This window comes from Streptomyces sp. NBC_01298 (genome assembly GCF_035978755.1).
Taxonomy (GTDB): Bacteria; Actinomycetota; Actinomycetes; order Streptomycetales; family Streptomycetaceae; genus Streptomyces.
Window position 1 is genome coordinate 5425886 of sequence record NZ_CP108414.1, and the last position, 21640, is coordinate 5447525.

Here is a 21640-nt window from a genome sequence, read left to right on the forward strand (position 1 = left end):
CGGCCCGGGTGTGGGTGAGGGGACGCCGCGCCGGCGGAACCCGACCCCACCCGGGCTTTTCGGTGTCCCGCCCCGCTTCCCCGGCCACGCCTGCGCCCGGGCCCCGACGCGGGCCGGGACGCACACAGACTGAAAGGCCACGTCCGTGCTCGGCATGTTCCTGCAACTCGGTGTCATGGTGGCGGCCATCGCCCTCGGGTCCCGCAAGGGCGGAGTGGCCATGGGGCTCTGGGGAGCCGTCGGGGTCTTCGTGCTCGCGACGTTCTTCGGGGTCACCCCCGCCGACACCTCAGGCGTCGTCGACGTCATGCTGATCATCCTCGCGGTGATCATGGCGGCCGCCGCGATGGAGGCGGCCGGTGGCATCGACTACCTCGTCGGACTGGCCGAGAAGGCGATCCGCCGCAAGCCCAGCCGGGTGGTCTACGTGGCTCCCCTCGTCTCCTGGGCCTTCACCCTGGGCGCCGGCACCGCCCACGTCTTCTACCCCTTGCTCCCCGTGATCCACGACGTGGCCCGCGAAGGCGGCGTCCGGCCCGAGCGGCCCATCGCGGTCGCCTCCATCGCGGCCACCTTCGGTATCACCGCCTCGCCCGTCTCCGCGGCCATGGCCGCCATGATCGTGATGTTCGACGGGGGCGGCTGGAACCTGCCGCGGATCATGGCCGTCGCCGTGCCGTCCACGCTGCTCGGCGTGCTCGTCGCGGCCACCGCGCAGTCCCGGATCGGCAAGGAGCTCGGGCAGGACGCCGAGTACCTGCGCCGGCTGGCGGCCGGCGAGATCGAGGCCCCGGCCCCGGCCCCGGCCGAAGCCGCCCCGCCGCTGCGGCCGCGGGCGCGCTGGTCCGCGTACCTCTTCCTCGGCGGGACCGTCGCCGTCGTCCTCAGCGGACTCTTCCCGGCGCTGCGCCCCGAGACGGGCAAGGGACCGCTCTCGATGCCCGCCACCATCGAGATCCTGATGATGGCCGTGGCCGCGCTGATCCTGCTCCTGTGCAAGGTCGACGCCAAGCGGATACCCGGCACGGACGTGGCCAAGTCCGGGCTCGTCGCCGTCATCGGGGTCTTCGGGCTGTCGTGGCTGGGGCTGTCCTTCATCGGCGCCAACGAGACCCGGATCACCGGCGCCCTCGGCGGGGTCGCACAGGACCACCCCTGGTTCTTCGCGATCATGCTGCTGCTCCTCTCCGCGCTGCTGTTCAGCCAGGCCACGACCACCAAGGCGCTGATGCCCCTCGGGCTCGCCCTCGGTATCCCGGCCCCCCTCCTCATCGCGATGTGGCCCGCCGTGAACGGCTATTTCCTGCTCCCCACCTACGGCACCTTCATCGCGGCGATCAACTTCGACAGGACCGGCACCACCCGCGTCGGCCGCTTCGTCGTCAACCACTCCTTCATGCTGCCCGGCCTGATCACCACGTGCGTCGCGGTATCCACAGGTTTCGCCCTGGTTCAGATTGTCTGACCGGTCCGAGCTCCCTCCGCCTGCTCCGTCAGACTTTTCCCAGAATCTTGTGAAAGTTTTCACAAGCGCACGATGGACCTTTGACCTGCTCAAAGTGCCAGGTCAGCCGGGATGGGAGACCCTTGGGGCTGGGGATCAGGGGACTTTCGGGCCCCAGCTCAGGACCAACGCGGCGCCAAATGATCGATCAAAAGGCGTGCAATGGAAGCAAGCAATGAGGCGATCGGAAGGTGCGGGCGATGACTGCCACCCCTGCGGAAACCACGAAGAACGGCGAGGCCTGGAACGGCTTCAAGGGCGGTCTGTGGCGCGACGCCGTCGACGTCCGCGACTTCATCCAGCAGAACTACACGCCGTACGAGGGTGACGACACCTTCCTCGCCGGCCCCACCGAGCGCACCACCGCCGTGTGGAAGGCGATCACGGACAAGTTCCCGGAGGAGCGCGAGAAGGGCGTCTACGACGTCTCGTACGACATCCCGTCGTCGATCACCGCGCACGCCCCCGGCTACATCGACCGCGACAAGGACCTGATCGTCGGCCTCCAGACGGACGCCCCGCTCAAGCGCGCGATCATGCCCTACGGCGGCTGGCGCATGGTCGCCGGCGCGCTGGAGACCTACGGCTACCCGGTCTCCGACGACCTGGAGAAGGTCTTCACGGAGTACCGCAAGACCCACAACGCCGGTGTCTTCGACGCGTACACCCCCGACATCCGCGCCGCCCGCAAGGCCGGCATCGTGACCGGTCTGCCGGACGCGTACGGCCGCGGCCGCATCATCGGCGACTACCGCCGCGTGTCGCTCTACGGTGTCGACCGCCTCATCGCCGTCAAGAAGGAGGAGAAGGAGGAGATCAACTCCCTCCCCGCGGGCAACCGCTCGCTGGAGGAGACGATCCGCCTGCGCGAGGAGCTCTCCGAGCAGATCCGCGCCCTCGCCGAGCTCAAGGCGATGGCCGCCTCCTACGGGTATGACATCTCCGGCCCGGCCACCACCGGCCGCGAGGCCATCCAGTGGCTGTACTTCGCGTACCTGGCCGCCGTGAAGGAGCAGAACGGCGCGGCCATGTCGCTCGGCCGCACCTCCACCTTCATCGACGTCTACCTCCAGCGCGACATCGAGGCCGGCATCCTCACCGAGGAGCAGGCCCAGGAGCTGGTCGACGACTTCATCATCAAGCTCCGCATCGTCCGCTTCCTGCGCACCCCGGAGTACGACGAGCTCTTCTCCGGCGACCCCACCTGGGTCACCGAGTCGATCGCCGGCATGGGCGAGGACGGCCGTCCGCTGGTCACCAAGACCTCGTTCCGCTACCTCCACACCCTCTACAACCTCGGCCCGGCCCCCGAGCCGAACATGACCGTCTTCTGGTCGCCCCAGCTGCCGCAGGGCTTCAAGGAGTTCTGCGCCCGGGTCTCCATCGACACCTCCTCGGTGCAGTACGAGTCCGACGAGCTGATGCGCCCGCGCTTCGGCGACGACACCGCCATCGCCTGCTGCGTCTCGGCGATGCCGGTCGGCAAGCAGATGCAGTTCTTCGGCGCCCGCGTGAACGTCGCCAAGACGCTGCTGTACGCGATCAACGGCGGCCGGGACGAGAAGTCCGGTGCCCAGGTCGGCCCGTCCACCGGCGCCCTCACCTCCGACGTGCTGGACTACGACGAGGTCATGGCGAAGTTCGACGAGCAGATGGAATGGCTCGCCGACACCTACGTCCACGCCCTGAACGTCATCCACTACATGCACGACAAGTACGCCTACGAGCGCATCGAGATGGCGCTCCACGACCGCGACGTGCGCCGCACCATGGCCTGTGGCATCGCCGGCCTCTCGGTCGCCGCCGACTCGCTGGCCGCCATCAAGTACGCCAAGGTCACCGCCGTGCGCGACGAGACCGGCCTCGCCACCGACTACACCATCGACGGCGACTACCCGGCGTACGGCAACAACGACGACCGTGTCGACTCGATCGCCGTCTGGCTGGTCGAGGAGTTCATGAAGAAGATCCGCAAGCACCCCACGTACCGCGAGGCCGAGCACACCCAGTCGGTGCTGACCATCACCTCGAACGTGGTCTACGGCAAGAAGACCGGCAACACGCCGGACGGACGCCGCGCCGGCGAGCCCTTCTCCCCGGGCGCCAACCCGATGAACGGCCGCGACACCCACGGCTACGTCACCTCGGCGCTGTCGGTCGCGAAGCTCCCGTACGAGGACGCCGAGGACGGCATCTCGCTGACCAACACCGTCACCCCCGACGGCCTGGGCCGCACCCCCGAGGAGCGGATCAAGAACCTGGCCGGCGTCCTCGACGGCTACATGGCGGTCGACGGCTTCCACATGAACGTGAACGTGCTCAACCGCGACACGCTCATGGACGCCATGGAGCACCCGGAGAACTACCCGCAGCTCACCATCCGCGTCAGCGGATACGCGGTGAACTTCGTCCGCCTCACGCGCGCTCAGCAGCTCGACGTGCTGAACCGCACCTTCCACGGCTCTCTCTGACCCTTACGAGAGCCCACGAGCACGCGCGGCCCGGGGCCGGCCCTCACCCGGCCCCGGGACCGCGCGTCACCAGATCAGCCCACGGAATCTGGAAGCTGGAGCACCTGCCATGACCGTCCTCTTCGGTACGAGCCTCCCCGTCGGCCATGCCAACGCGATCAGCGTGAGCGCCGGCCAGACGCCCGCCGCCGCCGCGACGCAGCGGCCGAGCGAGGGCACGGTGCACTCCTGGGACCTGTCCACCGGGGTCGACGGCCCCGGGACCCGGTTCGTGACCTTCCTGTCCGGCTGCCCGCTGACCTGCCTGTACTGCCACAACCCCGACACCATGCGGATGCGCAACGGCAAGCGCACCTCGGCCGACGACGTCATCGCCGAAGCCCGCAAGTACACCAAGTTCATCTCCGCCTCCGGGGGCGGTGCCACCATCTCCGGCGGCGAACCGCTGCTCCAGCCCGTCTTCGCGGGCGAACTGCTGCACCGGATGAAGAACGACCTCGGACTGCACACCGCGCTGGACACCTCCGGCTTCCTCGGGGCCCGCGCCACCGACGCGCTGCTGCGCGACGTGGACCTGGTGCTCCTGGACATCAAGTCCTGGGACCGCGAGACGTACAAGAAGGTGACCGGCCGCCCGCTGGAGCCGACCCTGGACTTCGCCCGCCGCCTCGCCGACCTCGGCAAGGAGGTGCACCTGCGGTTCGTGCTCGTGCCGGGACTGACCGACGCCCGGGAGAACATCGAGGGCGTCGCCGCCTTCGCGGGCGCACTCGACAACATCTCGCGGGTCGACGTACTGCCCTTCCACAAGCTAGGCGAGAGCAAGTGGGAGGCGCTCGACATGAAGTTCACCCTCCACGACACGCCGTCGCCGACCGCCGCACAGGTCGCCGAGGCGAAGGCGATCTTCGCCGCGCAGGGACTGAACGCGGTCTGAGGCCCGGGACCTCTCTACGGGACCTCCCTACGGGTCCGCCCGCGCCTCACTCGAACAGCGCACCCATAAGCTCCGCATAACGGGCCGAATCGGTACAGAACACCTAGCGTGGTGCTGTGTCCGAGCCCTCAGATGTCATCGACGCCGCGCCGCCCCCACCGGCGCCCGAGACCCCGCCGCCGGCCGGGCGGTCCGTCACCGCACGGGCCACCCTGGCCGGCACCGTCGTCTCGCTCCTGCTCATCCTCGCGATCGTGCTCGGCAGCCGACTGCTGCGGGACTTCGACTCGGCCCTGCTGCCGTACGCCGTCGCCACCGTCTTCCTGGCCTTCGGCGTGGCCTACCGGTACACCGTGTGGGTCTCGGCCCCCGGTGCGCGGCGCCTCTTCAAGAAGGGCATCGGCAGCTTCTGGTCGGTGGAGAACTTCCGCAAGGCGCCCACCGCCCTGCCGAAGATGATCGCCACCTACCTCGGCTTCCAGAAGTTCCTCGGCGCCCGCTCGCGCCCCCGCTGGATCGCGCACCAGCTGATGTTCTGGGGCTGCCTCCTGGCCGCGGCCATCACCTTCCCGCTGACCTGGGGCTGGTTCACCTTCACCTCGGAGAGCGGCGCGGGCCCCGGCTACGACATGCGGATCTGGGGCATCAAGGTCCTCGGCTTCGACGCGCTCAGCGTCCTGGGCTGGCTGATGTTCCACGGCCTGGACATCGCCGCCGTCCTGGTCATCCCCGGCGCCTCGTACTTCCTGTACCGGCGGATGAAGGACCGCGGCGCCATGACCGGCCAGCGCTTCGCCTACGACCTGCTGCCGCTGATCTGTCTGATCGTCATCTCCGTGACGGGTCTGCTGCTGACCTTCTCCTCGATCTTCCTGCACGGCGGCGGATACGAGTTCCTCGCGATCCTGCACATGGTGTCGGTGGTGTTCACCCTCATCTACATCCCGTTCGGGAAGTTCTTCCACATCGTCCAGCGCCCGGCCGCCGTCGGCATGCAGCTCTTCAAGTACACGGCCCGCCAGGACGAGCAGGTCTTCCTCTGCAAGCGCTGCGAGGAACCCATCGACACCGCCCCCTACGTGGAGAACCTGCGCGGCACGATGAAGGACCTGAAGCTCGACTTCGACGCCTGGGCCGAGTACTGCCCGCGCTGCAAGCGGGTCCTGCGCGGCAATGCCTACCTGACCCATGTCAAGAAGGGCTTCAAGTGACCGCGACCGACCCGGGCAGGGCCGCGGCCCGGCCCGCACCCGTGCCCGTCTCCATCGACCCCTCCATCGCCCCGCCCGGCACCCGCAACTTCCGCGACGCCGGAGGCATCCCCGCCGACCAGTGGCACGCCGACCAGAACGGCGAAACCCTGGTCCCCACCCACTGCTGCTTCTGCGGGGTGCAGTGCGGGATGTACCTGCGCGTGGACAAGGGCGGCAAGGTCTTCGGCGTGGAACCCCGCAACCACGACATCAACCGGATGCGGCTGTGCCCCAAGGGCATCAACGCCTACCAGCAGGTCAACCACCCCGACCGGCTGACCGCCCCGCTGATGCGGCGCTCCCGGGACGAGGAGTTCAAGGAGTGCTCCTGGGACGAGGCCCTGGACTTCACCGTCTCCGAGATCCGGCGCATCCAGGAGGCCCACGGCAACGACGCCTTCGGGCTGCTCGGCGGAGCCAGCCTGTTCTCCGAGAAGACCTACCTGGTCGGCAAGTTCGCCCGGGTCGCGCTGAAGTCCAAGCACGTCGACTACAACGGCCGCCTGTGCATGGTCAGCGCCGCCGGAGCCAACAAGCTCGCCTTCGGCATCGACCGGGCCGGCAACCCCTTCTCCGACATCCTCCTCACCGACTGCCTGCTCATCGCCGGGTCGAACGTGGGGGAGTGCTTCCCCGTGATGACCCAGTACCTGTGGGGTGCGCGGGACCGCGGCGCCTCGCTGATCGTGATCGACCCGCGCGAGACGGCCATCGCCCGCACCGCCGACATCCACGTCGCGCTCAAGCCCGGCACCGACTCGGCCTTCTTCAACGCCGTACTGAACGTGGTCATCGCCGAAGGCCTCACCGACGAGGCCTACATCGCCGCGCACACCACCGGCTGGGAAGAGGTCAAGAAGACCGTCGCCGAGTACCCGCCGTCGCGCTCCGCGGAGATCTGCGGGGTGCCCGCCTCGCAGATCGTCCAGGTGGCACGCGTCTTCGCCGGCGCGGACAAGGCCATGGCCTGGCACGCCCGCGGCATCGAGCACCACTCCCAGGGCGTCGAGAACTGCCTGTCCGTGATCAACCTGTGCGTGGCCACCGGCCACATCGGCAAGCCCGGCGCCGGCTACGGCACCATCACCGGGCAGGGCAACGGACAGGGCGGCCGCGAGCACGGCCAGAAGTCCGACATGCTGCCCGGCGGCCGCTCCATCACCAACCCGGAGCACCGCAAGCAGATCTGCCAGATCTGGGGCATCGAGGAGTCCGAACTCCCCACCGCCGGCACCTCCATGATGGAGATGGTCTGGCAGATGCAGCGCAAGGAGATCCGCGGCCTCATCGGCATCTGCAACAACCCCTTCGTCTCCCTCCCCAACTACGCGGTGGTCAAGGACGGCTACGACACCGCCGAGTTCCACGCCCAGTTCGACTTCTTCCTCTCCGAGACCGCGGCCAACGCCCACGTGGTCTTCCCCGTCACCACCTGGGCCGAGGACGAGGGCGTGATGGCCAACGCCGAGGCCCGCGTGGTCAAGCACAACAAGGCCCAGGATCCCCCCGCCGGGGTGCGCACCGACACCTGGGTCATCTGCGAACTCGCCAGGCGGCTCGGCGCCGGGAAGCACTTCGAGTTCCCCGGCTCCCGCGAGGTGTTCGAGGAGCTGCGCGTCGCCTCCGCCGGCACGGTCAACGACTACTACGGCATCACCTACGACCGGCTCGACGAGACCGGCGGGATCGCCTGGCCCTGCCCCTCCACCGAGCACCCGGGCACCCCCCGGCTGTTCGAGGACGGCAGGACCTACCACCCCGACGGGAAGATCCACATGCAGGTCGTCGAATGGCATGCGCCCATGGACGCCTACACCGAGGAGTACCCCCTCTCCCTCACCACCGGCCGCACCGTCGCGCACTTCCTCTCCGGCAACCAGACCCGTCGGCTCGGCGCCCTCGTCGAGCAGACCCCCCGCCCCTGGGTGGAGGTCCACCCCTCGCACGGCTTCCGCAACGGCGACCCGGTACGGGTGGTCACCCGGCGCGGCAGCGAGGTGTTCCCGGCCCTGGTCACCGAGGCGATCCGCCCCGACACCGTCTTCATCCCGTACCACTGGCCGGTCCCGACGTCCGCGAACGCCCTGACCATCGACGCCCTCGACCCCCGCTCGAAGATCCCCGAGTACAAGGTCTGCGCCGCCCGGATCGAGGCCGCCGAGCGGGTCGACGAGGTGCCCGCCCCGCCCACCCCGCCGGGTCGTGAGGCCTATCCGGAGACCCAGGTCTCCCGCACCGACCCCCTGCCGCCCACAGCCCCCCAGGGCCGTGGCACGGCGGAGAGGAGCTGACCCGCCATGATGGGCCGCACGATCTTCATCGACCCGGGTCGCTGCATCGGCTGCCAGGCGTGCGTCTCGGCCTGCCGCGAGTGCGATTCGCACCGTGGGAAGTCGATGATCCACCTCGACTACACCGAACCCGGCATGTCCGTCGCCTCCCTCCCCAGCGTCTGCATGCACTGCGAGGACCCGGTCGCACCCTGCGCCGAGGTCTGTCCCGCCGACGCGATCCTGGTGACCGCCGACGGGGTGGTCCAGCAGGCCGACACCACCCGCTGCATCGGCTGCTCCAACTGCGTCAACGCCTGCCCCTTCGGCATCCCGAAGATCGACCTCCAGGCGAAGCTGCAGATGAAGTGCAACCTCTGCTACGACCGCACCGCCTACGGCCTCGCCCCGATGTGCGCGACCGTCTGCCCGACCGGGGCCCTCTTCTACGGAACCCTCGAAGAGCTCCAGGCGGAGCGCCCCGGGGTCCAGGTGGCCGACTCCTTCGTCTTCGGCGACGTCGTCGTCCAGACCGGGGTCGCCATGGTCGTCCCCGCCGACAAGGTCCAGTGGCCCGTCCCCGGCGGCCTCCCCGTCGTCGAGATCAACGGAAAGGACGTCCGGTGAGCGTCACCGAGCAGCCCCCTCCACACCCAGGGCACCGGGGCGACGGCCCCGCGGACGGCGGCGCGGCCGCCGACGCCGCGATCGAGCAACTGCGCGACCGGATCAGCGCCGACTCCCTCACCACCCGCCGTGACTACCTGCGGATCGTCGCCACCGTCTCCGGCGGCCTGGCCATCGGCGGTGTCGGCGTCGCCGCGGGCATCCTGCACCGGCACGGGGACAACGAGGGCCTGCCCGACCCGAAGAAGGTCGCCGACCTGCTGCCCCCCGGCCAGTCCGTGGCCTTCCGGTTCCCCGGCGAGGACGACCGGGCCCTGGCCGTGCGCCTCGGGGACGGCTCCCTCGTGGGCTACTCCGCCGTCTGCACCCACCTGGCGTGCGGTGTGCTGTGGCGCGAGGACCGGGGCCCCGACGGGGAGCTGTACTGCCCCTGCCACGAGGGTGTCTTCGACGCCCGTACCGGCGAGGTGACGGCCGGTCCTCCGCCGCGCCCGCTGCCGCGGATCTACCTGACCGAGCAGGCCGACGGCAGCGTCTGGGCCGTGGCGACCGCCCGGTCGGGAGAGCAGGTGAAGGACGCGCTCTGCCGGCAGTTCGGCGACTCCCACCCGCAGGAGTCCGCCCGCCTGGGCTGCCCCGGCGCGGCCCGGGCCGGTACCACCGAGAGGAGGCCCACATGAGCGAGGCACCGCTGCCACCCCGCCCGGAGTACCACCCGGGCAGTGCCCAGCCACGGCTCAACCGGCCGGTGCGCGAGAGGTACCCGCAGATCCGCTCCACCAGCGGGTACGGGGACCCCCGGATCCGGCACACGGGCCCGGGCCCGGGAGCCGGCACCGAGCAGGAGCCCGAGCGCTCCTCCCGCCTCAACGCGCGCCTCGCCCTGGCGCTCACGGTCGTGATCGGCCAGCTCTGGGCGCTCACCGTGACCGTCAACGAGTGGATGAAGGGAAACACCGGCACGGCCTGGTGGGGAGCGGGGTTCCTGATCCTGTCCTTCCTCGTCGTGATCGGACTGTGGCTCCTCGACCCGAAGGACCGATGACCATGTCGATGCCCACGCCGACCTCGTCGGCACCCCGCAGTCACCGTGCGGAGAGCTACAAGCCCGGGGCCACCATCGCCGACTGGCGGCCCGAGGACGAGGGCTTCTGGAATTCCAAGGGCCACCGGGTCGCCCAGCGCAACCTCTGGGTCTCGATCCCCGCGCTGATGCTCGGCTTCGTGGTCTGGCAGGTCTGGTCGGTGACCGTGGTCCGGCTCAACGACGTCGGCTTCGGTTTCTCGAAGTCCCAGCTGTTCTGGCTGACCGCCATCCCCGGGATCACCGGCGGCACCTTCCGGATCCTCTACACCTTCATCGGGCCGATGTTCGGCGAGCGGAAGTTCACCGCCTTCAGCACGATCATCCTGGTCGGTCCGATGCTGTGGCTGGGCTTCGCGCTCCAGGACACCGGGACGCCGTACTGGGAGCTGGCGCTGATCGCGGCCGTCTGCGGCATCGGCGGCGCGAACTTCGCCTCCTCGATGGCGAACATCGGCTTCTTCTTCCCCAAGCGGGAGAAGGGCAGCGCCAACGGCCTCAACGGCGGCCTCGGCAACCTCGGCGTGAGCGTGGTCCAACTGGTCGCCCCGCTGGTGGTCACCGCGGCGGTCCTCGGCGCCCCGGCGGGCGGACCCCAGCACGACGCGAAGAAGAACACCGACATCTGGCTGCAGAACGGCGCCTTCCTCTGGGTGCCGCTGCTGGTCATCATGGCGCTGGCCGCCTGGTTCCTGATGAACGACCTGAAGGTGGCCGCGGCCCCCTTCAGCCAGCAGAAGATCATCTTCAAGCGCAAGCACAACTGGCTGATGACCTGGCTCTACGTCGGCACCTTCGGCTCCTTCATCGGCTTCGCGGCCGCCCTGCCGCTGCTGATCAAGAACAACTTCGAGGGGCAGGGCTACCAGGCCACCACCTACGCCTGGATCGGCCCGTTCATCGGGGCCCTCACGCGCTGGGGCGGCGGCTGGCTCTCGGACAAGATCGGCGGAGCCAGGGTCACCATCCTGTCCTTCATCGGCATGGCCGCGGCCCTCGTCGTGGTGATCTTCGCGCTGCCGTCCGGCGGCCAGGAGGGCAACTTCTGGCCCTTCTACATCGGCTTCCTGGTGGCCTTCGCCTTCTCCGGCCTGGGCAACGGCTCGACCTTCCGGCAGATCCCGGTGATCTTCCGGGACCACCACATGAAGGCGGCCGAGGGCAAGGGCCCCGAGGCGCAGGCCGCGGCGCTCAAGCAGTCGGAGATGGAGTCGGGCGCCGTCACCGGCTTCTCCTCGGCCATCGCGGCCTACGGCTTCTTCTTCATCCCGGCGATGTTCGCGGCCATGGCCGTCACCAACGCGCTGTGGATCTTCATCGGCTTCTATGCCACGTGCCTGGTGGTCTGTTACTGGTTCTACGCCCGCAAGGGCGCCGAGGCTCCCAGCTGAGCGGGGCCGGTGGCGGGGGCGGCCGTACCCTGGAGGCATGAGCGACGCCCCCGCCACCGACCCGCACGCCCCGAAGTCCCCGCCGGCATCCGAGGCGGAATCCCGGCCGAAGGCCCGGCCGAAGCCGCGACTGGACTTCGGCGACCCGCTGGACCAGCAGTCCTCGGACGACACCGACCGGGGCTGGGGCGATCGGCCGCCCGCCGGCGGAAGCGCGGCCGACCTGGCCCGCTTCCTCGACGAGAAGCCTCCGCACCACGTCTGACCGCGGAGCCCGCCTAGAGCCGGGGGCTCGGAGCGTCGGAGTGCGCGCTCCCGCCACCCGCGCCGCGCTGGGCGATCAGCTCGTCGCGGATCTCCTTGAGGACCACCAGCTCGGTGATCTCCATGGTCTCCTGGACGCCTTCCTTCGCCTTGCGGCGAGCCTCCTGCCGGGCGAGGTACTTCGACATCGGCAGCACCATGAGGAAATACACGACCGCGGCGGTGATCAGGAAGGTCAGCGCGGCGTTGAGCACCGAGCCCCAGAGGAGCTCCACGCCCGTCGGCTTGCCGTCCGCGCCGACTCCGCAGGGGTCCTTGATGCAGCTCTTGTAGGCGTCCAGACTCTGCGTGCCGACGAGGCCGATCACCGGGCTGATCAAGCCCTTCACGACCGAATTCACGATGTTCGTGAACGCGGCGCCGATGACCACGGCCACCGCCAGGTCGACCACGTTGCCGCGCATCAGGAAGGCCTTGAAGCCTGCCAGCACGCTCACCTTCTTCTTCTCGCTCACCACTGAGCCTTTCTTCGTATCTGCCGAACACGGAGCCAACGGTTCCGAAAGCTACGGCAGTTTGGGTCGGGGGTGTCCAATCGACCCTCACCTCACGGTGACTTGACCGCACGTTCGTACGATTCAACACAAGGTCACCGCCAGACGGGAAACGCTCCCGGCTCCCACGAGGGCCCGCGCGGTGTCCCGGGGGACGGACAGCACCACCAGCGCCCCGCCGTCCCCAACACCAGCTTCCGGAGCGGGTACTTCGGCGACCCGGGCCCCCGCCGCCACCACCCGTGGCGGCCCGCCGCGCTCCGCGGCGACCACGTCCACCCGGTCCCCGGGCCGCAGCAGCCGCACCGTCGCCGCGTCCGCGATGCGCACCGGAGCCGACACCAGCCGCACCGCCGCCGGAGGGGGCTGCGCCGCGGGCGGAGACGAGCCCCGCGAGGCCCGCGCCTCGGTGCCGCCCACCACGAGCACGGCCGCGACGACCGCCAGCCCGGCCGCGGCCCCGCGCCGCCGGCGCCGCACCGCCCTGCGCAGCCGGTCCCCGGCCCGCCCCACGCGGAGCGGGGCGAAGAGGGGAACGGAGCGCGCGGGAGGACACGTGGCGGAGGAGGGGTGCCGGGGGACGGGGGAGGGACGCACCGGGGTGTGGACGTGAGGCGAGGAGAGCGACGGGACGCGGGAGTTCGCGGTCATGAAGGCCACCACCAGACGGGGAGGGATCCGAAGCCCGGACCCAACGCCCGGACACCCCACACGATCCGCCGCCCCGCCGGATCCCGCTCGGACCTGTGGACCGTCCCCAGCTTGTGGATATCCCCGTCACCCGCAGGAGCTACAGAGAGCCGCCCGCCCCGACCCGCCGCAGCGCCGCCACCGGATCCGCGGCCCGGGTCACCGACCGCCCCACCACGACGTGCGAGGCCCCGGCCGCGAAGGCCGCCCACGGGGTGTCGGCGCGGGCGTGCCCGCCCGTCTCCCCGCCCGTCCCCGCCCCCGCCCCCGCTGCTCCCGGCAGGGTCAGCGTCACCCCCGGCGTGACGATCAGCCGATCCGGCCCCAGCAGCTCCCGCAGCGCCCCGGCCTCCCGGGGCGATCCGACGACCCCGTCGCAGCCGGCCTCCGCCGCCAGCCGGGCCAGCCGCAGCACCTGCTCGTCGGTGCCCGCGCGGATCCCGATGTCGGCGAGGTCGCTCCCGGTCATGCTCGTGACCACCGTCAGCGCGAGCACCCGGAGCCCGGGGAACTCCCGCGCGGCCTCCACGGCGGCCGTCATGATGCCCGTACCGCCCATGGAGTGCACGGTGACCACGGAGGCGCCCAGGGCGCCCGCGGCGCGGACGGCGCCGGCCACGGAGTTCGGGATCTCGAAGAGCTTCAGGTCGAGGAAGACCTCGTGGCCCTGGTCGACGAGGCCGCGCACGAGGTCCGGCCCGGCGGCGGTCAGCAGCTCCAGCCCGACCTTGTAGAAGCCGCAGGCGCCCCCGAGACGTGCCACGAGGGCCTCGGCGGCGCCGCGGTCGTCGAAGTCGAGGGCGACGATGACCCGGCGGTCGGCGGTGCTGCCGTTCACGGCAGGGGGCTCAGCCACTAAGGCAGCTCGATGCCCAGGTCCCAGCCGTCGTGGGCGTGGGTGCACAGGCAGGCGCGGGATTCCGTCGGGGGCAGGGCGGCCACCGCGTCGAAGAGGACCTCGCGCAGCCGGCCGACGTTCTCGCCGAAGACCTTGAGGACCTCGGTGTGGGAGACCCCCTCGCCCGTCTCCGCGCCCGCGTCCAGGTCCGTGACCAGCGCCATCGAGGTGTAGCAGAGCCCCAGCTCGCGCGCGAGGACCGCCTCGGGGTGGCCGGTCATGCCGACCACCGACCAGCCGGCCGCGGCGTGCCACTGCGATTCGGCGCGGGTGGAGAAGCGCGGCCCCTCGATCACGACCATGGTGCCGCCGTCCACGGGCTCCCACTCCCGCCCGCGCGCCGCCGCGAGCGCCACCGAGCGGCCCACCGGGCAGTACGGGTCGGCGAAGGTGGTGTGCACGACGTTGGGGACCGAGCCGTCGGGGAGCGGCTCCCCGTCGAAGAAGGTCTGGGCGCGGGACTTCGTACGGTCGACCAGCTGGTCGGGGACGAGCAGGGTGCCCGGGCCGTACTCGGGGCGCAGGCCGCCCACCGCGCAGGGGCCCAGCACCTGGCGGACTCCTACGGAGCGCAGCGCCCACAGGTTGGCCCGGTAGTTGATCTTGTGCGGGGGCACGGTGTGGCCGCGCCCGTGCCGGGGCAGGAAGGCCACGGTCCGGCCGGCGAGCTCGCCGAGGTAGAGGGAGTCGCTGGGGGGCCCGTAAGGCGTCTCCACCTGGATCTCGGAGACGTCCTCCAGGAAGGAGTAGAAGCCCGATCCGCCGATGACACCGATCTCTGCATTCGCCATGCGGCCACCCTAACGGGGCATGTCGAAGGCCCCGCGGTCCGTGGGGACGGGCGGGGCCTCGGGCGAAGCATGAAGCGTCGGGCAGGTCAGGCGGCCGAGGTGCTCGACGACGAAGACGAGGAGGTCGAGGACGTCGAGGACGTCGATGTGCTCGACGACGACGCGGCCGGGGTCGCGGCGGGCGTCGAAGCCGGCTTCGAGGCAGGGGTGCTGCTCGACGAAGCGCCGCGGCTGTCGTTCCGGTAGAAACCGGAGCCCTTGAAGACGATGCCGACCGCGGAGAACACCTTCTTCAGGCGTCCGTCACAGCTCGGGCACACGGTCAGTGCGTCATCGGTGAACTTCTGCACGGCCTCAAGGCCCTCACCGCACTCGGTGCACTGGTACTGGTAGGTCGGCACGAATTTCCTCCTGGCACTCTGGCTCAATGAGTGCTAACGACGCTTCATGGTGACGTATTCCGGCGGATCAGTCCACCGTCACCGGGACTCGGTGACCCATCCCACGCTCGTTCACCTTCGTGGACGCTGCGGTGGGCGCGGCCTGTGCGGCCGGCTTGGACGAGCTGACGATCCGGCTCGGGGCCTTCGGAGCCAGCTTCGCACGCAGCGCCAGCAGGATCGCCAGAGCGAGCACGGTGGCCACCATCGGCACGAGGAACCCGTACGAGGACCCGTGCGCGTCCGTCAGGCGGCCGGCCAGGGTCACGGCTCCGGCCTGCCCGAAGGCGACGCCACCGGTGAGCCAGGTGAAGGCCTCGGTCCGCGAGGTGGCCGGGATCAGCTGCTCGATCATGGTGTAGCCGGTGATCAGCGCGGGGGCGATGCACAGACCGACGACCAGGCCGAGCGCGCCCAGCAGGATCATCGAGTTCGCGGCCCACAGGACCGAGGCGGCCGCGGTGAGACCGATGTAGCCGAGGATCAGGCGGCGGCGCGGGCCGATCTTCCAGGCGATGGCGCCGCAGGCGATGCCGGCGATCATGTTGCCCGCGGCGAAGACGCCGTAGAGCAGACCGTTGGCTCCCGGGTTGCCGATCTCCTCGGAGAAGGCGGCGAGCGAGACCTGCATGCCGCCGAAGACGGCGCCGATGCCGATGAAGGCGACGATCAGGACGCGCAGGCCGTGGAACGACAGGGCCGGGGCGTGCTTCTCACCGTGCGCCGGGCGGGCGACGGGCTTGGGCTGCGTGGCGCGCTGCGCGGCGAAGAGCAGGCCGCCGATCAGGGTCAGCGCGGCCTCGGTGACCAGACCGGCCGCCGGGTTGATGCCGGTGCACAGCGCGGTGGCGAGCACCGGGCCGACGACGAAGGTGAACTCGTCGGTGACGGACTCGAACGCGGCGGCCGTGGGCAGCAGCGGGGAGCCCTCGAGCTTGGCCGCCCAGCGGGACCGGACCATGGGTCCGACCTGCGGGACGGATGCACCGGCGGGGACGGCCGCCAGTGCGAGCGCCCAGACGGGCGCACCCAGCAGCGCGAACGCCACCAGGGAGCTGACGGCGGTGGCGTGTACGAGGGCCACCGGGACCAGGACGGCGCTCTGGCCGTGGCGGTCGATGAGCTTGCCCATGACCGGGGCGAACACGGCCATGGAGATACCGGTGAAGGCGGCGACGATGCCGGCGCTTCCGTAGGAACCGGTGGTGTGCTGGACGAGCAGCAGGATGCTGATCGTCAGCATGCCGAAGGGGAGTCGCGCGGCGAATCCCGGGAGAACGAAGCCGAGGGCGCCGGGCGTGCGCAGGAGCTGCCCGTAGCCGGGTCGGGTGGACGTGGCGGACTTGTCGGTCGTGACCGCGGATGTCACGGCCTGGCCTTTCCGCTGCCTGGTAGAACTCCCCGTCTGCGGACGATGCGGCGCCTTGTGAGCGATCGCACCCGTACATGTGGGAGCCCCGAGAGCTGTCCTCTTGCGCAAAACCGAGTGATACCTGGGCGCCCACTGCGGGAGGGCACCGCGGCCGCTTTGCGGTCGCGCCAGCTCTGCGTCAGGCAGAGTTGGTTCGATGTGTGTTCCTTAATCGTACAGGCAGATCGACCGATACGCCCTGTGATTAGGGCTACAGGGCGTGTCTTCACCTGCGATTAACTGGAACTTCGCATTCAAGCCCCACCTAAACAGGGGTGAATATGGACAGAGAGCATCGAAAATGTTGAATTAGAGCGCCGCTCTAACCGGTGCCGGAGCGCTTTCCGGACCCCTTGGCAGGCCCCTTCGCGGACCCCTTGGCAGCGCCCCTGGCCTTCGCCTTCCCGCCCGCGGACCCGGCCCCGCCGGCTTCCCCGCCGGTCCCCAGCCAGCCCGCGAGCTTGCCGCCCCGGGCCACCGCGCGCAGCCGCGCCTCGGCCGCGTCCCGTACCGGGTCCGTGGCCACCACCAGCAGCTCGTCCCCGCGCCGCAGCACGGTCGACGGCGCCGGTACGAAGCTCCGCGCGTCCCGGACGACCAGCGTGACGGAAGCCCCCGGCGGCAGCCGCAGCTCGCTCACCTCGACGCCGTGCATCCGCGAGGCGGGCGGGATCGCGAAGGACAGCAGGTGCCCGCGCAGCTTCTCCAGCGGCGCCGACTCGATGCCCAGGTCGGAGGCGGTCTCGTCGCTGTTGCCGAGCTTCAGCTTGCGCGCCAGCCAGGGCAGGGTCGGGCCCTGGACCAGGGTGTAGACGACGACCAGGACGAAGACGATGTTGAAGACCCGCTCGCTGCCCTCGATTCCGGACACCATCGGGATGGTCGCCAGGATGATGGGCACGGCCCCGCGCAGGCCCGCCCAGGACATCAGCGCCTGCTCCTGCCAGGGCAGCCGGAAGGGCAGCAGGGAGACGAAGACCTCCAGCGGCCGGGCCACCATCGTCAGCACCAGCCCGATGATCACCGCCGGCCAGAAGTCGTGGACCAGCTCGTGCGGGGTGACCAGCAGGCCCAGCAGCACGAACATGCCGATCTGGGCGATCCAGCCGAGCCCGTCGGCGAATCCCCGGGTGGCGGGCCAGTGGGGGAGCTTCGCGTTCCCGAGCACCATCGCCGCCAGGTACACCGCGAGGAAGCCGGAGCCGTGCGCCATCGCGCCGGCCGCGTACGCGGTGATCGCGATCGCCATCACGGCGATCGGGTAGAGGCCCGAGGCGGGCAGGGCCACGTGCCGCAGCCCGTACGAGCCCAGGAAGCCCACCGCCAGGCCGATCGCGACGCCGATCGCCAGCTCCAGCGCGATCTTGCCTATGAGGACGTACCACTGGTCGACCGGTCCGACGGTCGCGAAGGCCACGACCAGGATGACGACGGGGGCGTCGTTGAAGCCGGACTCGGCCTCCAGCACGCCCGTCACCCGGGAGGGGAGCGGGACCTTGCGCAGGACCGAGAAGACGGCCGCGGCGTCGGTCGAGGAGACGACCGCGCCGATCAGCAGGGCTTGGCGCCATTCGAGTCCGACCAGGTAGTGCGCGCCCGCCGCGGTCACGCTCACGCTGACGGCGACGCCGACCAGCGACAGCACGATCGCGGCCGGCAGGGCCGGCTTGATCTCTTTCCACTTGGTGCCCAGACCGCCCTCGGCGAGGATCACGACGAGCGCGGCGTAGCCGATCACCTGGGTCAGCTCGGCGTTGTCGAACACGACGTTGCCGATGCCGTCCTGGCCTATCGCGACACCTATGCCGAGGTAGATGAGCAGGCTGGGGAGTCCGCTGCGCGAGGAGACGCGCACCGCCGCCACGGCGACGAGCAGCACGAGCGAGCAGACCAGCAGGAGCTCATTGAGCGTGTGGACAGTCAGCGGGCGGCCCTTTCCTCGACGTGCCTGACGATGACGGAACGAGGACGTCGGACGGACGGATCGTTCCGGCAGGGGCACGGACGGCAAGTACTTCGTTACCTTACCTAATCTTTGACGCGCCCTTTACTCGATAGCCACATTGTGAAACGCCTGAGGGGCTCTGTCCTCATGACCTGTCGTCATGAGCTCGACCCCTGGCGGATCAACGCACCCGGTCCTGCGCCTATGGTTGCTCCCAGCACTCCCAGGACCACCCTGCCCCTCTAAGGACAGCGATGCCCGCCAACGAAACCGCCCCTTCCGTCAAGAAGAAGGGACGACGCGCCCGTCTGATCGTGCTCGTCCTGGTCCTGGCGCTCTTCGCTGGCCTCGGGTACGGGGCGTACTGGAGCGTGGACAGCGTGCGGGCCTCGTTCCCGCAGACCACCGGCTCCCTGAAGGTGCCCGGCCTGACCGGGCCCGTCGACGTCAAGCGCGACGCCAACGGAATCCCCCAGCTGTACGCCGACTCCGACGAGGACCTCTTCCGCGCGCAGGGCTTCGTGCACGCGCAGGACCGGTTCTGGGAGATGGACGTACGCCGCCACATGACCTCCGGGCGGCTCTCCGAGATGTTCGGCTCCGGCCAGGTCGAGACGGACGCCTTCCTGCGCACGCTCGGCTGGCGCCAGGTCGCGCAGCAGGAGTACGACACCAAGCTGTCGGCCGACACCAAGAAGTACCTGCGGGCCTACGCCGACGGGGTCAACGCGTACCTCAAGGACAAGTCCGGCAAGGACCTCTCCGTCGAGCACGCCGCCCTCAAGCTCAGCGACGACTACCAGCCCGAGCAGTGGACCCCGGTCGACTCGGTGGCCTGGCTCAAGGCGATGGCCTGGGACCTGCGCGGCAACATGCAGGACGAGATCGACCGCGCGCTGATGACGGGCAAGCTCTCGCAGGCGCAGATCAACGACCTCTACCCGCCGTACCCCTTCGACCGGAACCGTCCGATCGTCGAGGGCGGCACCGTCAAGGGCGGCAAGTACACCCCCGCGGCCGCTCCCGGCTCCGGCAGCCCGGTGGGCTCCACCACCGGCGGGCAGGGCACCACCACCGGCTCGCAGGTCTCCTCGCGGACGACCGGGCAGACCACCGGCGAGACCGGCCTGGCCGGCAACGCCACCGCCCAGGGCGCGACCGTGGGCCTGCGCAGCTCGCTCAGCGCGCTGGCGAGCACCCTCGACACGATCCCCGCGATCCTCGGCCCGGCCGGCAGCGGCATCGGCTCGAACTCCTGGGTCGTCGCCGGCAAGTACACGACCACCGGCAAGCCGCTGCTCGCGAACGACCCGCACCTCTCCCCCCAGCTGCCCTCGGTCTGGTACCAGATGGGCCTGCACTGCCGGGCGGCCTCGGCCGCGTGCCAGTACGACGTGGCCGGCTACACCTTCTCCGGCATGCCGGGCGTGGTCATCGGCCACAACGCCGACATCGCCTGGGGCATGACCAACCTCGGCGCCGACGTGACCGACCTCTACCTGGAGCAGGTCAAGCCCGAGGGCTACGTCTACGACGGCAAGACGCTCCCCTTCACCACCCGCGAAGAGGTCATCAAGATCGCCGGCGGCGGTGAGAAGAAGATCACCGTGCGGTCCACCAACAACGGCCCGCTGATCTCCGACCGCAGCGACGAGATCGCCACGGTCGGCTCCCGCGCCCCCGTGAGCAGCGCCGCCCCCGACCGCGGCAGCGGCTACGGCGTCTCCCTGCGCTGGACCGCGCTGGACCCGGGCAAGTCGATGGACGCGGTCTTCAAGCTCGACCGGGCCAAGAACTTCCAGGAGTTCCGCACCGCGGCCCGCGACTTCGAGGTCCCCTCGCAGAACCTGATCTACGCCGACAACAAGGGCGCCAACGGCAACATCGGCTACCAGGCCCCCGGCCGCATCCCGATGCGCACCAACGGCGACGGCAAGATGCCGGCCCCCGGCTGGGACTCCAAGTACGCCTGGAAGGGCGGCAAGGACGGCAACGCCGGCTACGTCCCGCAGGACGAGATGCCGTGGGCGCTCAACCCGGACCGCGGCTTCATCGTGACCGCGAACCAGGCCGTCACCGAGACCGGTCAGGGCAAGTACCCGTACGTGCTGACGACCGACTGGGGCTACGGCGCCCGCAGTCAGCGGATCAACGACCTCATCGAGGCGAAGATCAAGGACAGCGGGAAGATCTCCACCGACGACATGCGCACCATGCAGATGGACAACAGCAGCGAGATCGCCGCGCTGCTGACCCCGATGCTGGCCAAGATCGACGTCTCGGACCCGGACGTCCGCTCCGCGCAGAAGCTGCTGGAGGGCTGGAACTACACCCAGGAGCCCGACTCGGCGGCCGCCGCGTACTTCAACGCGGTCTGGCGCAACATCCTCAAGCTGGCCTTCGGCGACAAGATGCCCAAGGAGCTGCGGGTCGAGGGCAGCTGCATGAACGTCCCCGAGTCGACGACCGGCCCGGCCGACGACCTCGTGACGATGGTCCGCGAATGCGGTGAGCGCGCCTCCGACTCGGCGCAGCCGGACGGCGGGGACCGCTGGTTCGAGGTGGTCCGCCGCCTGGTCAAGGACGAGGACTCGGCCTGGTGGCAGGCGCCCGCCGTCGGCCGCACCGTGGCCGCCACCACCACCCGCGACCAGCTCTTCGCGCGGGCCATGAAGGACGCCCGCTGGGAGCTGACCGCCAAGCTCGGCAAGGACCAGTCGACCTGGAGCTGGGGCCGCATGCACCAGCTGATGCTGAAGAACCAGACGATCGGCACCGAGGGCCCCGGCTACCTCCAGTGGCTCCTCAACCGCGGCCCCTGGAACCTGGGCGGCGGCGAGGCCACCGTCAACGCGACCGGCTGGAACGCCTCCAGCGGGTACGGGGTCACCTGGGTGCCGTCGATGCGGATGGTCGTGAACCTCGCCGACTTCGACAAGTCCCGCTGGATCAACCTGACGGGCGCCTCGGGGCACGCGTACCACGACCACTACACGGACCAGACCTCGCTGTGGGCCAAGGGCGAACTGCTCGACTGGCCCTTCGGGAAGGACGCCGTGGACAAGGCCACGATCGACACCCTGACCCTCCAGCCCGAGGGTTCGTGACGA

General features: G+C 70.1%; 18 protein-coding genes. 11 read left to right on the forward strand and 7 right to left on the reverse strand.

Annotated features, from left to right (window positions below; translation table 11 throughout):
• Positions 1-154 precede the first annotated feature (154 nt).
• From OG730_RS24785 to OG730_RS24830, 10 genes are all read left to right on the forward strand, one after another.
• Positions 155-1465: an anaerobic C4-dicarboxylate transporter family protein gene (locus tag OG730_RS24785; protein WP_327309397.1), complete on the forward strand. Its 1311-nt coding sequence runs from the start codon at positions 155-157 to the stop codon at positions 1463-1465.
• A 239-nt stretch (positions 1466-1704) separates the two neighbouring features.
• The gene (gene pflB / locus OG730_RS24790; protein WP_327306312.1) at positions 1705-3975 is read left to right on the forward strand and encodes a formate C-acetyltransferase; all 2271 of its coding nucleotides are present in this window, start codon (positions 1705-1707) and stop codon (positions 3973-3975) included.
• A 109-nt stretch (positions 3976-4084) separates the two neighbouring features.
• On the forward strand, positions 4085-4912 hold the full coding sequence (gene pflA, locus OG730_RS24795; RefSeq protein ID WP_327306313.1) for a pyruvate formate-lyase-activating protein: 828 nt from the start codon (positions 4085-4087) through the stop codon (positions 4910-4912).
• A 116-nt stretch (positions 4913-5028) separates the two neighbouring features.
• Positions 5029-6123: an MFS transporter gene (locus OG730_RS24800; RefSeq protein WP_327306314.1), complete on the forward strand. Its 1095-nt coding sequence runs from the start codon at positions 5029-5031 to the stop codon at positions 6121-6123.
• Complete coding sequence (locus tag OG730_RS24805) at positions 6120-8456, forward strand: molybdopterin oxidoreductase family protein (protein WP_327306315.1); 2337 nt, start codon at positions 6120-6122, stop codon at positions 8454-8456. Before OG730_RS24800 ends, OG730_RS24805 begins: the two co-directional genes overlap by 4 nt.
• A gap of 6 nt (positions 8457-8462) precedes the next feature.
• A complete protein-coding gene (locus tag OG730_RS24810) occupies positions 8463-9062 on the forward strand; it encodes a 4Fe-4S dicluster domain-containing protein (RefSeq protein ID WP_327253148.1) in 600 nt (199 codons plus the stop codon).
• Positions 9059-9742 carry a QcrA and Rieske domain-containing protein gene (locus OG730_RS24815; RefSeq protein ID WP_442815002.1) on the forward strand — a complete coding sequence of 228 codons (684 nt, stop codon included), beginning with the start codon at positions 9059-9061 and terminating at the stop codon, positions 9740-9742. The genes OG730_RS24810 and OG730_RS24815 overlap by 4 nt, the downstream gene beginning before the upstream one ends.
• Positions 9739-10107 carry a DUF6755 family protein gene (locus tag OG730_RS24820; RefSeq protein ID WP_327306316.1) on the forward strand — a complete coding sequence of 123 codons (369 nt, stop codon included), beginning with the start codon at positions 9739-9741 and terminating at the stop codon, positions 10105-10107. The genes OG730_RS24815 and OG730_RS24820 overlap by 4 nt, the downstream gene beginning before the upstream one ends.
• A 2-nt stretch (positions 10108-10109) precedes the next feature.
• On the forward strand, positions 10110-11537 hold the full coding sequence (locus tag OG730_RS24825) for a NarK family nitrate/nitrite MFS transporter (protein WP_327306317.1): 1428 nt from the start codon (positions 10110-10112) through the stop codon (positions 11535-11537).
• Positions 11538-11574: 37 nt separating this feature from the next.
• Complete coding sequence (locus tag OG730_RS24830; protein WP_327306318.1) at positions 11575-11802, forward strand: hypothetical protein; 228 nt, start codon at positions 11575-11577, stop codon at positions 11800-11802.
• A gap of 13 nt (positions 11803-11815) precedes the next feature.
• On the opposite strand, the gene mscL is transcribed toward OG730_RS24830, so the two are convergent.
• The 7 genes from mscL to OG730_RS24865 form a co-directional block, all read right to left on the reverse strand.
• Positions 11816-12319, reverse strand: a complete 504-nt coding sequence (gene mscL / locus OG730_RS24835; RefSeq protein ID WP_327306319.1) for a large conductance mechanosensitive channel protein MscL — start codon at positions 12317-12319, stop codon at positions 11816-11818.
• Positions 12320-12439: 120 nt separating this feature from the next.
• Positions 12440-13006: a hypothetical protein gene (locus OG730_RS24840; RefSeq protein ID WP_327306320.1), complete on the reverse strand. Its 567-nt coding sequence runs from the start codon at positions 13004-13006 to the stop codon at positions 12440-12442.
• A gap of 139 nt (positions 13007-13145) precedes the next feature.
• The gene (gene pyrF, locus OG730_RS24845; protein ID WP_327306321.1) at positions 13146-13883 is read right to left on the reverse strand and encodes an orotidine-5'-phosphate decarboxylase; all 738 of its coding nucleotides are present in this window, start codon (positions 13881-13883) and stop codon (positions 13146-13148) included.
• Between the two features lie 17 nt (positions 13884-13900).
• Positions 13901-14734 (reverse strand): S-methyl-5'-thioadenosine phosphorylase, encoded by an 834-nt coding sequence (locus tag OG730_RS24850; RefSeq protein WP_327306322.1) that lies wholly within the window; start codon positions 14732-14734, stop codon positions 13901-13903.
• A gap of 86 nt (positions 14735-14820) precedes the next feature.
• Positions 14821-15135 (reverse strand): FmdB family zinc ribbon protein, encoded by a 315-nt coding sequence (locus OG730_RS24855; RefSeq protein ID WP_327306323.1) that lies wholly within the window; start codon positions 15133-15135, stop codon positions 14821-14823.
• Between the two features lie 67 nt (positions 15136-15202).
• Positions 15203-16543 carry an MFS transporter gene (locus OG730_RS24860; protein ID WP_327306324.1) on the reverse strand — a complete coding sequence of 447 codons (1341 nt, stop codon included), beginning with the start codon at positions 16541-16543 and terminating at the stop codon, positions 15203-15205.
• A gap of 364 nt (positions 16544-16907) precedes the next feature.
• Positions 16908-18479 carry a potassium/proton antiporter gene (locus OG730_RS24865; protein WP_442815211.1) on the reverse strand — a complete coding sequence of 524 codons (1572 nt, stop codon included), beginning with the start codon at positions 18477-18479 and terminating at the stop codon, positions 16908-16910.
• Between the two features lie 305 nt (positions 18480-18784).
• On the opposite strand from OG730_RS24865, the gene OG730_RS24870 reads away from it, so the two are divergent.
• The gene (locus tag OG730_RS24870; protein WP_327306325.1) at positions 18785-21637 is read left to right on the forward strand and encodes a penicillin acylase family protein; all 2853 of its coding nucleotides are present in this window, start codon (positions 18785-18787) and stop codon (positions 21635-21637) included.
• Positions 21638-21640: the final 3 nt, after the last annotated feature.

What these genes read in the sequence shown, in the direction of transcription:
- OG730_RS24785 (WP_327309397.1), top strand. Translation starts at nt 155, where the DNA reads ATGTTCCTGCAACTCGGTGTCATGGTGGCGGCCATCGCCCTCGGGTCC.
- pflB (WP_327306312.1), top strand. Translation starts at nt 1,705, where the DNA reads ATGACTGCCACCCCTGCGGAAACCACGAAGAACGGCGAGGCCTGGAAC.
- pflA (WP_327306313.1), top strand. Translation starts at nt 4,085, where the DNA reads ATGACCGTCCTCTTCGGTACGAGCCTCCCCGTCGGCCATGCCAACGCG.
- OG730_RS24810 (WP_327253148.1), top strand. Translation starts at nt 8,463, where the DNA reads ATGATGGGCCGCACGATCTTCATCGACCCGGGTCGCTGCATCGGCTGC.
- OG730_RS24820 (WP_327306316.1), top strand. Translation starts at nt 9,739, where the DNA reads ATGAGCGAGGCACCGCTGCCACCCCGCCCGGAGTACCACCCGGGCAGT.
- OG730_RS24825 (WP_327306317.1), top strand. Translation starts at nt 10,110, where the DNA reads ATGTCGATGCCCACGCCGACCTCGTCGGCACCCCGCAGTCACCGTGCG.
- OG730_RS24830 (WP_327306318.1), top strand. Translation starts at nt 11,575, where the DNA reads ATGAGCGACGCCCCCGCCACCGACCCGCACGCCCCGAAGTCCCCGCCG.
- OG730_RS24840 (WP_327306320.1), bottom strand. Translation starts at nt 13,006, where the DNA reads ATGACCGCGAACTCCCGCGTCCCGTCGCTCTCCTCGCCTCACGTCCAC.
- OG730_RS24850 (WP_327306322.1), bottom strand. Translation starts at nt 14,734, where the DNA reads ATGGCGAATGCAGAGATCGGTGTCATCGGCGGATCGGGCTTCTACTCC.
- OG730_RS24870 (WP_327306325.1), top strand. Translation starts at nt 18,785, where the DNA reads ATGCCCGCCAACGAAACCGCCCCTTCCGTCAAGAAGAAGGGACGACGC.